The organism is Paenibacillus sp. J31R34, from assembly GCF_059383715.1.
Genome location: NZ_JBXENU010000006.1, coordinates 40871 through 55528, shown reverse-complemented (window position 1 = coordinate 55528; position 14658 = coordinate 40871). Strand labels below are relative to the sequence as shown.

Below are 14658 nucleotides of genomic sequence, written 5' to 3'. Positions count from 1 at the left end.
AGACAGTATGGATTTCTGCAAGCAGGGTCTTTAGTCGTTATCTTAAGCGAGAACAAGGACAAGTCTGCTCGAAGCTCGAAAGTTACATGGGAGAGTTAGCGGATATAACGGCAGTAGAATGAGAGAGTTAACGGATATAACGGCAGTAGAATGAGAGAGTTAACGGATATAACGGCAGTAGAATGAGAGAGTTAGCGGATACAACGGCATTAGATAGATGTAAATTGCGGGCAAGAATGAGTGCAAGTGCAAGTACAAGTGCGAATGTGAAGTGCAAATGCAAAATGCAAAGAGCGGATGAAGAGTGCAAATGAAAAGCATGGTTGCAAAGCACGAGAAAATGACGATTGCAAAGTGCGAGAAAAATACGAATGCAAAGGCAGAATAATAACATGAAGCTTAATCATGGTAGGTTCCGCAGTTTGCGCCGCCAGCTTGCTGCGCTGCTGGCGGTTATGTTGCTCTGCGGCGTTGTACCCGCCGCAGTGCCCTTGGCGGCGGAGCGCATTGACGCCGCCCCAAGTGCCAAAGAGGAGCCGCCGCAAAGCTGGCTCCTCAAATGGAGCGACCCCGCGCAAGCAGCTGCGCTGCGCGGGACGCTCGTGATCCGCCGCCAGGCTGAGGCGGCGGTCGACGTCGTACGTCCGGCCGAAGCATCGGCGGACGTCGAAGCATGGCTGCGCCGGCTGCGAAGCACGCCGGGCGTCGAATACGTGCACCCGAATGGCCGGGTGCACGCCTTAGAGCTGTCCGCCGCACAGCAGGCGGACGACAGCCCTCCAGCCGAAGCTGCCGCCGGCGAGGCTTCGGCCCTCGCAGCCGCCGCTGCGCCAAAAGCGGCGGCCAGCGACCCCGAGCTTGCGAAGCAAAGCTATCTCAAGCAGATCGGCGCGCTAGCCGCTTGGAAAACCGTGCGCGAGCAAACCGCGCTGACAATCGCGATTGTCGATACGGGCATCGATCTCGACCATCCCGATCTCAAGAAAAATCTCGTCCCCGGCATCAACTTGATCGATACGGACATGCCGCCTGAGGACAATAACGGCCACGGGACAAGCGTGGCCGGAGTGATCGCCGCATCTGGCAACAATGGCATTGGCGTGTCCGGCATTTTGTGGAAAGCGAAGCTGATGCCAATCAAGGCGCTTGATCATAATGGCGATGGCACGGAGCAGGATTTGGGCGAAGCGATTTTGTACGCCGTGCGCAAGCAAGCCAAAATCGTCGTGCTCTCCGTCGGATTATATCGTTATTCTCCTTATATGCAGGATATTGTAAACTATGCCGAAAGCAAAGGGGTGCTGCTAGTAGCGGCCGCGGGCAATGACGGTCAATCGCTCGAAAGCATGGCTGTTGTAAAATACCCTGCCGCTTATTCGACGGTGCTTGCCGTTGGCGGCGTGAAGGCTGACAATTCGCCAGATTTGCGTTCGAATCCCGGTACGGAGCTGGATTTGTCAGCAGCCTGGAACGTTTATACGACGGCGGTAGGCGGGAGCTATAAGAAGGAGGAGGGCACGTCGATGGCTGCTCCTCAGGTGGCAGCGGCGGCGGCACTCATCTGGGCCCGCTATCCGAAGCTCAAAACGTATCAAGTCAGGGAGCTGCTGCGCCAAACGACGCGCAACATTGGCCAGTCTGGCTTCGACAATCGCACAGGCTATGGGCTGCTGCAAATTGATAAAGCATTGAGCACACCAGTTAATGCGGACGGCTTTGAGCCGAATGACACGAGGGGCACGGCTGCGCTTCTACCCTTGAACAAGCAAATATCTGCCGTTCTGAATACGGGCAAGGATATCGACTGGTATACGGTGGAGGCTCCGTATGACGGCAAGCTCACGATGAAATACCAATCGCTTACAGAATCTGGAGCCGCGATTCCACCAGTCCGGCTGCTGCATTATGTGAACGGTGTCCAAAAAAATACGTATACGACGAAGCTTGCCAGTGGCAATGCCGAGTTCACGGTAAAGAAAGGGACGCAAAAAATAGGCGTCCAGTTCATGAACAGCGATAACGGCGCCCGCCAGCCTTATTTGCTGAACTCCTCTTTTATCATGAAGCCTGATGCTTATGAATCGAACGACCAGACGTATGAAGCATTCGCTTTGTCGCCGCGCAGCCAGACGGTAGTGGGCAACTTCCATCAGAAGGCGGATCGCGACTGGTACGCGATTACCTTCAAGCAAAGCGGCACGCTGCGCCTTACCTTGGAAGGGAATACAGCGCGAATTGATCCAGGTCTTGCGATTCAGCGCGCCGGACAATCGCTTCGGACCTATGACGAGGAGTCGGAAGGCCAAGCTGAAATCTCGCCTATCTTGACAGTAACACCCGGGAAATATTATATTCGTGTGCATAATGCTATTTCGTCTGAGGCCAGCGCTGTTATTGGACAATACACGCTTAAAATTAATTATGTGCCGAAATACGATGATCCTAATGAGCCAAACAATCAGTATTACGAAGGCTTGAGCATACGCAGCGGTACAGAGTATGTAGGTGTCATTGACAGCAGCACCGATGTCGATTGGTTCCAACTGCGCCTCACCAAAGCGAGCCAAATAGATTTGCAAGTGTTTAATGTTCCGTCAGGAAAGGTAATGCAAGTCGTAGCATACGATAAAAAGCAGCAGCAGCTGTTTGCACAGAAAACAGGCAGCACAGGCAAGCTGGAAGTGAAAAACAAGCGGCTTCCTGCGGGCGTTTATTATTTTAAACTGACAGCCAATGAGCCCTTCGACAAGCAATATTACCGCTTCAAGGTCACGGTCAAAAATGCAGTTTCGGGAGCTGCTGCGATGACTGAGCAGCAGCTCCCGGTAAGTGAAGCGGGAGGCGATGAAGCACGCCGCATGTTTGGAATGGAGGACCCTGCTCTGGAAAGCAGAGGGGAGCCATTTGCTAAAGAGCGGCTGCTTGTGCAGTAGCTGAGTAAGGGAATAGACAGGCGGCACACCGGAACTTAAGGTGAATAAAAGGAGGCATCTGGAGAACAGATGGGTTTGACTCAGGATATGTTGAACAGCATGCAGACAGCCACAGGAGTAACGGGACTGTTCTCCATTGTTGTAACGCTCGTTAGCATTATACTTATATGGTTTATTATGCAGGAGCTGAAATGGGAAGCATTTTTTTCTTTTCCCCGCAGCCCGAAGGCTCGCATGCTGCAGGCGGTTATTGCGATCATACTCGGGCACGCATTTGCCAGCTTCATTTTGGATTACTGGTCTTGGACGACAATGCTGAAGAGTTTTGTCGAATAACGAGAGCGGAATATGTTAACAATGGGTAGTATATGACGGACTGAAAATCCCGCCCGCTTGCGAACGTTATACAAGTGCGGGAATTTTGTTCCAGTATCAGGCAGGGCAACACCTAAAAGCATCGTTCAGCATAGGATGTTAGGGTCAGGATCGGGCTGCTTTAAATGCTGCGGTTACATGTAAATTTAAAGCTTGTCGATTAGTGTAGATAAGTGTTAATATGGAGTTTGGATTAAGACGGGAATTTTTCACTTTTAAACAATAATTTTAAAGCGAGAGACAGAAATTCAGTTCGCGGAGGGAACCATAAGATGACCAAAATTATCGTCCGCGGAGGCAAGCGTTTATCGGGAACGGTACGTGTCAGCGGTGCAAAAAATGCAGTACTCCCCATTCTAGCAGCCTCTTTACTTGCGACGGAAGGAGACAGCGTCATCTGTGACGTTCCCCTCCTCGACGATGTCATGACTATACAGAAGGTATTGGCATCATTAGGCGCAACGATATCGTATCAAGATACAACAATGAGAATATCGGCGGGAACAATTGCTTCTTATGAGGCGCCCTATGAGCTGATTCGCAAAATGCGTGCTTCCTTCCTTGTTATGGGACCGCTGCTTGCACGAATCGGCAAGGTGCGTATTTCGCTTCCAGGCGGCTGCGCGATTGGAACACGTCCGATTGATCAGCATTTGAAAGGCTTCGAAGCGATGGGAGCGGAAATTACGCTCGGACACGGCTTCATTGAAGCAAGCACAAGCACGCGTCTCAAGGGCGCAAAAATATATCTCGACGTAGCAAGCGTAGGCGCTACCGAGAACATTATGATGGCTGCTGCACTCGCAGAAGGCACAACGCTGCTTGAAAATGCCGCGAAGGAGCCGGAAATCGTCGACCTCGCCAATTATTTGAACGCGATGGGCGCGAAGGTTCGCGGCGCGGGCACAGGACTCATTCGCATTGAAGGCGTTGAAAGCTTGCATGGTGTGACGCATCATGTTATTCCTGATCGTGTAGAAGCGGGTACTTATATGATTGCTGCAGCGATTACAGGCGGCGACGTATTTGTAGAAGGCGCGATTGGCGATCATTTGACACCGGTCATTTCCAAGCTGCAAGAGATGGGCGTCGAGGTGCTGGAGTCGGATAACGGCATTCGGGTTAAAGCGGATCATCCGCTGAAGTCGGTAGACGTGAAGACGTTGCCGCACCCAGGCTTCCCGACGGATATGCAATCGCAAATGATGGCGCTCTTGCTCGTATCCGAGGGTACGTCGGTTGTAACCGAAACGGTATTTGAGAATCGCTTCATGCATGTGGAAGAATTCCAGAAGATGAATGCGCATATTAAGATCGAAGGCCGTTCCGCTATCGTTAGTGGAAATATGCCGCTAACTGGCGCGAAAGTATGTGCGACGGACCTGCGTGCAGGCGCAGCCTTGATCTGTGCAGCATTGCGTGCTGATGGTGAGACGGAAGTAACGGGTATCCACCATGTAGATCGCGGTTATGTAGATATTACAGGCAAGCTGGCTTCGCTTGGAGCGCTTATTCACCGCGTTGAAGCGGAGGAGGAAGAGCTGCAGGCGGCTGAAGTGGGAAATGTACTTCAAGCTAAAGCGGTCGCTGCTGTAGAAGAAGCGAAGGAAACGGCCGCTGTTATAGCAGCAGTTGAGCTGGATTCCTCTTCTAGCTTCAAGCGTGAGAAGGAAGCAACGGTTTTGAAGGTGCAGCCTACTTGGGCTTAACCATTTAATAAGCATAAGAGCAGAGCTGTTTGCAGACGCGCCGGATGGGGCGATGTGAACAGCTCTTTTTTTTAGAATTTAAGCATGCTGAAGCTGTCCTCTTGACCATAGGCTTCGTGTGGTATGATGAAAGATCAGTTTGAAAGCGTATAACTTTCTGGGAATGAGAAGGAGATTTTATGGCAACTATTCATGATGTCGCGAAGATGGCTAAAGTATCGGTAACGACGGTCTCCCGCGTATTAAACAACAGGGGGTACATTAGCGAGACGACCCGCAATAAGGTGTTTCAGACGATGAAGGAGCTGAATTATCAGCCCAACGAGCTGGCACGTTCTTTGCTGCGCAAGCAATCCAATGTCATCGGGCTTATTATTCCGAACGTGGCTCATCCCTTTTTCGCTGAGCTGGCCAGCCATGTCGAACGTTATGCCTACGAGAAAGGCTATAAAATTATGCTATGCAACTCGCATCTTGATCCTGTGAAGGAAAAGGAATACATCGATATGCTTAAGCGAAACCGAGTAGACGGCATTATTATGGGCAGCCACACGCTTGAGGTTAAGGAGTATAAGGAGCTGCATTCTCCGATTGTAACGATAGATCGGCAGATCAGCGAGGAAATTCCGTTTATTTCATCGGACAATTACAAGGGCGGCAGGCTCGCAGCACAGCTGCTAGTAGACAAAGGCTGCAGAAAAATTGCGCATATTTGCGGGAATTTAGAGCTTCAGCTGCTGGCGAACCAGCGAACGGCTGCTTTCCGTGACGTAATGGCTGCAAATGGGATCGAACCGATTATCATTCAGACGGATATGAACGTATTTGACGAGCAGCAGTATGAGCAGATTATGAGCCGTCTGTTTGCAGAGCATCCTGAAATCGATGGCCTGTTTGCGACAAGCGATATTATCGCTTCCTTCGCAGTGAAGGAATGCCGCAAGGCGGACAAGTCTATTCCGGAGCAGATCAAAATAATTGGCTATGATGATGTTAGTGCGGCCAATTGGATAACGCCGGCGCTCACGACAATTCGCCAGCCGATTGCCGAAATCGGGCGGGTTGCGGTTGATTCAATCATCCGGCAAATGAACAATGAGCCGCTGGAGCACCGGTATGTTTTGGATGTTGAGCTGGTGGAGAGAGTGACGACTTAAGAACGGTTGAAATCCCTTATACAACAAGGGATTTTTATTTTTTATTTGTAATGTCAATCGTTTGACATGTCAAACGATTGACATATTTTTTAGCACGGACTATAATACGTTATGAAAGCGGTTTATAAAATAGTTCCAGCATAGAATATTTATCATTTAGAATCGGGGGATGAACAAATGAAATCTTGGAAAAGCTTGCAAGCTCTACTCGTATCTTTGGTAATGGTTATAGTTGTAACGGCGTGCGGAGGCAATGCTGGCTCAACGCCTGCAGACTCATCCACAGCTGAGGGCGGTGCAAACAGCGGAAGCGCCTCAGGAGAAGTGAAAATAACATTGCTGAATTCCAAAGGGGAAATTCAGACGCAGCTTGAAGATGCAGCTAAGGCCTTTAAAGAGGATTATCCAACTATTACGCTGGAGATCGTTCCTGTTCCGGCAGGACAGTCGCCATTCGAGAAAGCATCCGCGTTGTATGCGGCGAACAGCCCATCGACGATTACGATGCTGGACACAGGAGATGTAGAGAAGTTCAAGGATCGCATTCTCGATCTAAGCGGGGAAAAATGGATGTCCGACAAGGTTGACGGCAGCACGGATCTGACGACCTTTGATGGCAAAAATTACGCGTTCCCGCTTTCGATTGAAGGCTATGGTTTTATTTACAACAAAGCAGTCTTAGACAAAGCAGTTAGCGGCAGCTTCGATCCGGCTGCTATTACGACGACACAGGCACTGGAAGATTTGTTTAAAAAGATCGAAGCCTCCGGTACGGGTGCCCTGATCGTCTCGCCAATGGATTGGTCGCTTGCTGCCCACTACCTTCCGCTCGCTTACGCTGGACAATCAGCGGACAAAGCGGTGGTAAACCAGTTTATTACCGATCTGAAGGGCGGAAGCGTAGATCTTTCGACCAACAAAGTGTTTAACGGCCTCATGGATACGTTCGACATTATGAAGGAGCACAACATTGATAAAGCTTCCCCGCTCGCAGGCACATATGAGAAGGGCCCTGAGGTGCTGGGCAAAGGCGAGGTTGGTATTTGGTTCCAGGGCAACTGGGCTTGGCCGCAAATCAGCAGCTTTGATACGGCAAGCGGCGCATACGGCTTCCTGCCAGTGCCGATCAGCAACAACCCAGATGATTTTGGCAACACGCAAATTTCCGCCGCTGTCTCGAAACGTCTCGTTCTAGACAAGGAGAAAAGCACGCCGGAGCAGCAGGCAGCAGCGAAAACGTTCCTGGAGTGGATGGTTTACAAAGAGAAGGGCCAAGACTTCCTGATCAATAAAGCGAACATCGTTCCTGCGTTCAAAAACATTACACTGGAGCCGCAAGATCCGCTTGCTAAGTCGATTGGGGCGTATATTACTGGCGGCAAAATCGAAGAATCGATGAGTGCGCTCCCTGCGGATCACTGGAGCAAGGTAGGAGCTTCGATGCAGAAATATTTGGCCGGAGCAGCTGACCGCGCCACGCTTGCCAAGGAAATTCAGGAATACTGGACGACTGTAAAGTAGCGTCAACTAGACGACAAACAACAGCTTAGAAGAGGAGGCAATGGGCGGGTGAACGCGGCTTGTCCATTGCTTCGCTTCCATGAAACGTTAGCGAGGGATAACGATGATATCGGAAAAAGGACTTTGGAGCCGTCTTCGGCTAAGGCTGTTGTTCACCGGGCCTACCTTGTTTGCTTTTGCCACCGTAATGATTGTGCCGTTTTTGTACGGCATTTATTTAACCTTTACGAATTGGGATGGCATTTCCACAACGAGTACAATGGTTGGCTTTGAAAATTATGCGTATGTGTTGAAAGACGCGGTATTCTGGAAGTCATTTTATTTAACGCTCAAATATGTGGTTATTAGTGTGGCGCTCGTCAATGTGGTAGCCTTTTTACTGGCGTATTTTTTATCAAGCGGCTTGAAGGGCCAAAGCTTTTTCCGGGCCGGATTTTTCATTCCAAATTTGGTCGGCGGCATTGTGCTTGGATTCGTATGGCAGTTCATTTTCTCCAACGTTCTCGTATCCATTGGACAAAAAACGGGCATTGCCGTATTCGGTACCTCGTGGCTTGCTGATCCGGATAAAGCGTTTTTCGCGCTTATTATTGTCACAGTATGGCAATATGCCGGATATATGATGGTCATATACGTAGCGGGCTTGATGAATGTGCCGAAGGATATTATGGAGGCGGCCAGCATTGACGGGGCAACGGCATTCCGCAAGCTGCGGACGATGATTTTGCCGCTTATGGTGCCATCGTTTATCGTATGTGTATTTTTATCGCTGCAGCGCACGTTTATGGTTTACGATTTGAACCTGACGCTGACGAAGGGCGGACCGTTCAAAAGCACAGAGATGGTCTCTATGCATGTGTATGAGAAAGCCTTCCTCTCAAGAGATTATGGGGTAGGGCAGGCGGAAGCGCTTGTACTGTTCCTGCTCGTAGCGGGCATTACGTTATTGCAAGTGTATTTCAGCAAGAAGCTGGAGGTGGAGGCCTAATGAAACGTTTGAAAGCCTCTATAGAATGGAGCAAGTTTATTGTTTTGCTGGTTGGCCTGGTAGCCTTCGTCTTTCCATTTATTTTGCTAGTCGTCAATTCCTTCAAGGAAAATAAAGCGATCACCGCTTCGCCGCTTTCTCTGCCAGGCAGCTTCAATCTGGCTAACTATAAGTCAGCGTTTACGAAAATGAATTATGTATCCGCATTTTCCAATACGGTTATTATTACGGTGCTGAGCGTTTTGCTCATCTCGGTGCTTGCGGCCATGACAGCCCATTTCTTTGTGAGAAATCAAAGCAAATTTAATCAATATACGTTTTTCCTGATGGTAGCGGCGATGATTATCCCATTCCAGGCGATTATGATTCCGCTTGTAAAGGTGTATGGAAATCTGCATTTGCTGGATAACAAATGGTCGCTGATTTATATGTATCTCGGCTTCGGAAGTCCGCTTGCGGTATTCATTTATCATGGCTTTGTGAAAAGCATTCCGGCAGAGCTTGAGGAGGCCGCAATGATTGATGGCTGTACGCGGACACAGACGTTTTTCCGCATTGTGTTCCCGGTACTTGCGCCAACGTCGGTGACGATTGCGATTTTGAATGTGCTGTGGATTTGGAATGATTTTCTGCTTCCATCGCTTGTGCTGACTTCGTCGGAGCAGCGTACGCTGCCGCTCTCGACCTTTTACTTCTATGGAACCTATACCGTCGATTACGGGCCGCTGATGGCTGGCCTGCTGCTGACTATTTTGCCGATACTCATCGTCTATTTGTTCGCACAAAAATTTATTATTCAAGGCGTCATGCAAGGCTCCATTAAATAAACGCGTAAGAATAGGATGATTGAACATGTTATACACGCTTGAAAATGCGGAGCAGTTTGTGGCGGAAAGAAAGCATCTGCTGCGCCCGCAGTACCGTCTTGGCTATCATTTGATGGCGGAATTCGGCTGGATGAACGACCCGAACGGTTTTATTTTTCATAATGGGCATTATCATTTGTTTTATCAATATTATCCGTATCAGCCGGCATGGGGGCCGATGCATTGGGGCCATGCGATTAGCCGTGATTTGGTTACTTGGGAGTATGCGCCTGCTGCGCTCGCACCAGACCAGCCCTATGACAGCGGCGGCTGCTTCTCCGGAAGCGCGATCGTTCACGAGGGCAAGCTTCATCTCATGTATACGGGGCATGTGGTGACAGGGCCAAATGGGGATACGGACTATTATCAGACGCAAAATATTGCGGTATCAGGCGATGGTGTGACATTTGCCAAGCTGGCGAGCAATCCGGTGCTCGGGTTGGAGCAGATTCCGGCTGGAACGAGCCGCAAAGATTTTCGCGATCCGAAGGTGTTTGTTCGGGATGGCTTCTATTATACAGTCATTGGCTCGAATGATGGCGCTGGGCACGGCCTGATTTTGCTTTACCGTTCACAAAACCTCGTGAATTGGGCCTTTGTTGGCGAGATGGCGCGCAGCGACGGACAGATGGGCGACAATTGGGAATGCCCCGATTTGTTTGAGCTTGATGGCTATGATGTGCTGATAATGTCGCCGCAGCGAATGCCAGCTCAAGGTGACCATTATCGCAATCTGCATTCGACCACTTATATGGTAGGAAAATTAAATATGGAGACAGGCTCGTTCTCGTATGACGGCTATGAGCCTGTTGATTTCGGCTTTGATTTTTATGCGCCGCAAACGGCATTAGATCCGCAAGGCCGGCGCATTGTCATCGGCTGGATGGAAACGTGGGAGCAAGAAATTCCGACCCAGCTCGGACATTATTGGGCCGGGGCGATGACGCTGCCGCGTGAAGCTGTGCTGCGCAGCAGCGACAGGAAGCTGCTGTTTCAGCCGCTGGAAGAGCTGAAGGCGTACCGCCGCGATAGCTTTGAGCTGAGCGGGCTGGAGCTTGCAGGCGAGCAGCTGCTTACTGCCCAGGGAGATTGCTATGAGCTTGAAGTAGTGCTTCGTACCGGCAGCGCTCGCGAGTTCGGTTTGAAGCTGCGGACGAATGGGGCGGGAGAAGAAACGGTGCTGGCTTATGATGCGGAGGAAGGGCTGTTCCGCTTCAATCGGGATCGCTCCGGAATCGGGCAGGGCGGCGAAAGAAGGACGGACATTGCACTGGCAGAAGGCGGCGAGCTTTCGCTGCGGATTTTCGTCGATCAATCGTCGGTTGAGGTATTTCTCCAAGGCGGGGAAAAAGTGATGACCGGACGTATTTACCCAGGCGAAGCCTCGACAGGCATTGCAGCCTTTGCCTTGGGTGGAACTAGTACACTCGTTTCATTAAAAAAATGGAATATTGAGCGCCAGCTTTAATGAGCGTGACTGGTGCAAGGCTAGGCTTAAGAACAGGACAGGGGATTTGTCCTGTTCTCTTTTTTATTTTCAGCCGCCGAAATGATGAAGCTTCTTACAGTACGGTACTAGCTAGGGCGACTGTCCTGCAGGGCTTGTTCATTCTCCGTTCATTTTTTCATGCTATATTCGTCACGAATATGTCAGTCGGAGGGTGGAATACAGTCGATGAAAAAGTGGAAGCTATGGCTTGGTATTATCCTTGTAGTAGGCGCGGCCGGGGGAGGCGGTGCCTATTATTATTTGAAAATGGGGCAGCCGGCGACGGTGCAGGCGGCAACCTCGCAAACGGTGAAAGCGACGCGGGGCAATATTGAGCTGAAAATAAGCGCGACAGGCAGTGTAGAAGCCAACTCTCGCGAAACCGTAACGTCCGGCGTATCCGGTACGATTGCAAAGCTGAACTTCAAAGTCGGCGATAAAGTGAAGGCAGGCCAAGTGCTGGCAACGTTTGAATCCGAGAAGGACTACGATAGCCAGATTGAGCAGACGGAGCTTTCCATTAAGAAGCAGCAGGTGCAGATGGAGCAATATCAGACCAAATATAAGGAAGCTGCGGGTACGGAGGATGAACTGACGTCCCAGCAAGGCATCAAAACGGATATGGAAATGCTGGCGCTGGAAATCAAGCAAAACCAAGACAGCCTGAGCACCATGAGGGAAGATCAACTAAAGGTGACGGAGGTTGTGGCGACGATTGATGGCGAGGTGACGGAAAGCGAGGTTTCCGTTGGAGACGAGGTTGTAGCGAATACAGTTATTGCGTCTATCGTCAATTATGATTTGCTTGATTTTGTCGTGCAGGTCGATGAGTTGGACATTCCGTCGGTCAAAACAGGCCAAGTGGTGCAAGTATATTTAAGCGCGCTGACGGACAAGACGATCGAAGGAAAAGTAGCCAGCCTGGCTCGTGAGGGTACGGCATCGAATGGCGTATCCGCCTACGAGGTGACGATCTCGCTTGATACGATTGCTGGCGTGATGACGGGCATGTCGGGGGAAGCGGATATTATTCTGGAGTCCAGAAATGATGTCGTCGTTGTACCGGTAGACGCGGTTATTGCACGTGGAGGCAAATCCTTCGTTCGCGTGCCAACGAGCACGCAAGGTGCGGCAGGCGGGCAAGGTGCGGGCGGGACGCAAGGCGCAGCGGGCACTCAAGGTACAAACAATGCACAAGGCAGCACGGGTACACAAGGAACACGTGGGGCACAAGGTGGGACCGGTGGTCAAGCCGCGAGCGGAGCTGCGCAAGGTGCAGCTGGCACACAGGGATCGCGTGGAACACAAGGTGCTAGTACGCAAGGTACTGGAGCAACAGCGCAGGGAACGGCAGGTACGAACGGTACAGCGCAAGGTGCGACAGGCATGCAGCGCGGCGGCGTTCAGATGGAAGGGCAGCTAGTGGAAGTGGAAGCGGGAATCAGCGATGAGACGTATGTGGAAATTATTTCAGGGCTGAATGAAGGCGACTCGGTGCTTATCCCAACACCGCAGGGTACAGTTGGCATGACGACAACGACGACACAGCAAAATCAAGCGACTATGGGAGGCGGCATGATGCCAGGTGGCTTCGGCGGCGGAACAGGTGGCGGATTCGGCGGAGGTGGCGGCGGATTTACTGGCGGCGGAGCAGGCGGTGGGCGCCCATGACCAGCGAAAGCAGCAGCATTTTAATCGACATTAACCATCTCGTTAAAAATTATGTGATGGGCAGGGAAACGGTGACGATTCTTAAAGGTGTATCCTTTCAGGTGGAGAAAGGCGATTTTGTCGCCATTGTCGGGCCTTCCGGCTCGGGAAAATCAACGATGATGAATGTCATCGGCTGTCTGGATACGCCGACCGATGGCAGCTATAAGCTGGACGGCATTGAAGTAAGAGGCATGAGCGAGAACAAGCTGGCGGATATTCGCAACAAGAAGATCGGGTTTATTTTTCAAGGCTTTCACCTGCTGCCACGGCTTACCGCGCTTGAAAATTGCGAGCTGCCGCTCATTTATCGTGGATTGCCCGCCAAGCAGCGCAGAGCTATGGCGATGAAGGCGCTGGAGCAGGTTGGGCTTGGGGAGCGAGTGCATCACCGTCCGAGCGAGCTGTCGGGCGGGCAGCAGCAGCGGGTTGCCATCGCCCGGGCGCTGGCGACAAACCCGCCGATTTTGCTGGCGGATGAGCCGACCGGAGCGCTCGATATGAAGACGGGGCAGGAAGTGCTGCAGCTTATGGAGGACTTGAATCGGCAGGGTCACACGATTGTGCTGATTACGCATGATATGGAGGTCGCTCATCGGGCAAGTCGTACGGTTATTATGCGGGACGGCGTGCTGACCGAGGAAAGGAGGGACCGAGATGAAGCTGACGCAGGGGTTCAGGATGGCGATCAAGAGCGTCTTGTCAAGCAAGCTTAGAACGGCCCTCTCGATGCTGGGCATACTGATCGGCGTAGCGACGGTTATTGCGCTGGTTGGGATGGGGCAAGGCTCGACGAAGCAAGTGGAGGCACAGGTAGCCAGTCTGGGCACCAATTCCTTGTCGGTTACGATAACGGGCCGTGGAACAGCAACCTCCCTTTCGCTCGACGATGCGATGGCTCTGGCTGATATTCCGAATGTGGAGGGCGTATCTCCAACGGTCAGCGGCAGTGCGACAGTGAAGTATGGGAAAAATAGTACGAGTGTCACGGTAGAGGGCATTACGCCGGACTACGAGCAGGTAAGTGATTTTAGCGTGCAGTCCGGCAGATATATCGCCTCGATGGATGTGAAAAATACCCAGAAGGTCGCATTAATCGGAGTCGATACGGCAACGGAGCTGTTTGAAGAAGAGGACCCGGTTGGCAAAACGATTCAAGTAAACGGCAGCCGCTTTACAATCGTCGGACTTTTGGAGGCAAAGGGCAGCACGCTCACCGGCTCCAACGATGAAAAAATTGTTATTCCGATTACGACGGGGCAAAAGCTTTTTGATAGTGTCGGTGTGCGTACAGTTGCTCTCAAGGTGACTGATCTTGACCTGATGGATATAACAGTCGCGGCGCTCGAAGCAAAGCTGCTGGAAAAATTCAGGGGCGATGACAGCAGCTACCGGGTGTTCAACCAGCAGGATGCGGTAGAGACGCTTAATTCGGTAAATGAGACGATGAACACGATGCTGCTTTATGTGGCGGCTATTACGCTGCTCGTAGGAGGCATCGGGGTTATGAATATTATGCTGGTGTCCGTTACAGAGCGGACGCGAGAAATTGGCATTCGCAAGTCGCTGGGCGCAAAGCGCAGAGATATTTTGTTCCAGTTTCTTGTAGAGGCTGTTGTCATTAGCGGCATGGGCGGCGCACTCGGCATTGGGTTCGGTTATTTGGGCTCCTATGTCATTGGGGTGGTAAATGGGACGGATACTTCCGTTCCGTTTAATACGGTCATTTTGTCGTTTGCCTTCTCTGCTTTTGTCGGAATCGTGTTCGGCATTTTCCCGGCCAATAAAGCTTCGAGGCTGAAGCCAGTCGACGCGCTGCGCCACGATTAGCTCTCCTTTCTGTTCTACCCTATTAAATCCGCTCATAGAATGGACTATCCAGTTAAGCAGGATGACATTGCTATAAAAAG

General features: G+C 51.2%; 11 protein-coding genes. All 11 read left to right on the top strand.

What is annotated here, in order from left to right; genetic code table 11:
• The first annotated feature begins 392 nt into the window (after window positions 1-392).
• Entirely contained in the window at window positions 393-2933 is a 2541-nt protein-coding gene (locus tag AC50YG_RS17435) for a S8 family serine peptidase (RefSeq protein ID WP_494828224.1), read from the top strand.
• Window positions 2934-3002: 69 nt separating this feature from the next.
• Entirely contained in the window at window positions 3003-3269 is a 267-nt protein-coding gene (locus AC50YG_RS17430; protein ID WP_494828223.1) for a DUF1146 domain-containing protein, read from the top strand.
• 311 nt (window positions 3270-3580) lie between these two features.
• Window positions 3581-5017, top strand: coding sequence for a UDP-N-acetylglucosamine 1-carboxyvinyltransferase (gene murA / locus AC50YG_RS17425; RefSeq protein WP_494828222.1), 1437 nt, complete (start codon window positions 3581-3583; stop codon window positions 5015-5017).
• Between the two features lie 179 nt (window positions 5018-5196).
• The gene (locus AC50YG_RS17420; protein ID WP_341279910.1) at window positions 5197-6174 is read left to right on the top strand and encodes a LacI family DNA-binding transcriptional regulator; all 978 of its coding nucleotides are present in this window, start codon (window positions 5197-5199) and stop codon (window positions 6172-6174) included.
• A 177-nt stretch (window positions 6175-6351) separates the two neighbouring features.
• Complete coding sequence (locus AC50YG_RS17415; protein WP_494828221.1) at window positions 6352-7695, top strand: ABC transporter substrate-binding protein; 1344 nt, start codon at window positions 6352-6354, stop codon at window positions 7693-7695.
• A 103-nt stretch (window positions 7696-7798) separates the two neighbouring features.
• A complete protein-coding gene (locus AC50YG_RS17410) occupies window positions 7799-8683 on the top strand; it encodes a carbohydrate ABC transporter permease (protein WP_473756366.1) in 885 nt (294 codons plus the stop codon).
• A complete protein-coding gene (locus tag AC50YG_RS17405) occupies window positions 8683-9510 on the top strand; it encodes a carbohydrate ABC transporter permease (RefSeq protein WP_494828220.1) in 828 nt (275 codons plus the stop codon). Before AC50YG_RS17410 ends, AC50YG_RS17405 begins: the two co-directional genes overlap by 1 nt.
• A 25-nt stretch (window positions 9511-9535) precedes the next feature.
• The gene (locus AC50YG_RS17400; protein ID WP_494828219.1) at window positions 9536-11017 is read left to right on the top strand and encodes a glycoside hydrolase family 32 protein; all 1482 of its coding nucleotides are present in this window, start codon (window positions 9536-9538) and stop codon (window positions 11015-11017) included.
• A gap of 207 nt (window positions 11018-11224) precedes the next feature.
• Entirely contained in the window at window positions 11225-12709 is a 1485-nt protein-coding gene (locus tag AC50YG_RS17395) for an efflux RND transporter periplasmic adaptor subunit (protein WP_494828218.1), read from the top strand.
• Window positions 12706-13464, top strand: a complete 759-nt coding sequence (locus AC50YG_RS17390) for an ABC transporter ATP-binding protein (RefSeq protein ID WP_473756374.1) — start codon at window positions 12706-12708, stop codon at window positions 13462-13464. Before AC50YG_RS17395 ends, AC50YG_RS17390 begins: the two co-directional genes overlap by 4 nt.
• Window positions 13406-14578, top strand: coding sequence for an ABC transporter permease (locus tag AC50YG_RS17385; protein ID WP_494828217.1), 1173 nt, complete (start codon window positions 13406-13408; stop codon window positions 14576-14578). The genes AC50YG_RS17390 and AC50YG_RS17385 overlap by 59 nt, the downstream gene beginning before the upstream one ends.
• The last annotated feature ends 80 nt before the right edge of the window (window positions 14579-14658 follow it).

Coding starts and splice junctions, on each gene's coding strand:
- AC50YG_RS17420 (WP_341279910.1), top strand. CDS start 5,197: ATGGCAACTATTCATGATGTCGCGAAGATGGCTAAAGTATCGGTAACG.
- AC50YG_RS17385 (WP_494828217.1), top strand. CDS start 13,406: ATGAAGCTGACGCAGGGGTTCAGGATGGCGATCAAGAGCGTCTTGTCA.
- AC50YG_RS17405 (WP_494828220.1), top strand. CDS start 8,683: ATGAAACGTTTGAAAGCCTCTATAGAATGGAGCAAGTTTATTGTTTTG.
- AC50YG_RS17435 (WP_494828224.1), top strand. CDS start 393: ATGAAGCTTAATCATGGTAGGTTCCGCAGTTTGCGCCGCCAGCTTGCT.
- AC50YG_RS17400 (WP_494828219.1), top strand. CDS start 9,536: ATGTTATACACGCTTGAAAATGCGGAGCAGTTTGTGGCGGAAAGAAAG.
- AC50YG_RS17430 (WP_494828223.1), top strand. CDS start 3,003: ATGGGTTTGACTCAGGATATGTTGAACAGCATGCAGACAGCCACAGGA.
- murA (WP_494828222.1), top strand. CDS start 3,581: ATGACCAAAATTATCGTCCGCGGAGGCAAGCGTTTATCGGGAACGGTA.
- AC50YG_RS17390 (WP_473756374.1), top strand. CDS start 12,706: ATGACCAGCGAAAGCAGCAGCATTTTAATCGACATTAACCATCTCGTT.
- AC50YG_RS17410 (WP_473756366.1), top strand. CDS start 7,799: ATGATATCGGAAAAAGGACTTTGGAGCCGTCTTCGGCTAAGGCTGTTG.
- AC50YG_RS17395 (WP_494828218.1), top strand. CDS start 11,225: ATGAAAAAGTGGAAGCTATGGCTTGGTATTATCCTTGTAGTAGGCGCG.
- AC50YG_RS17415 (WP_494828221.1), top strand. CDS start 6,352: ATGAAATCTTGGAAAAGCTTGCAAGCTCTACTCGTATCTTTGGTAATG.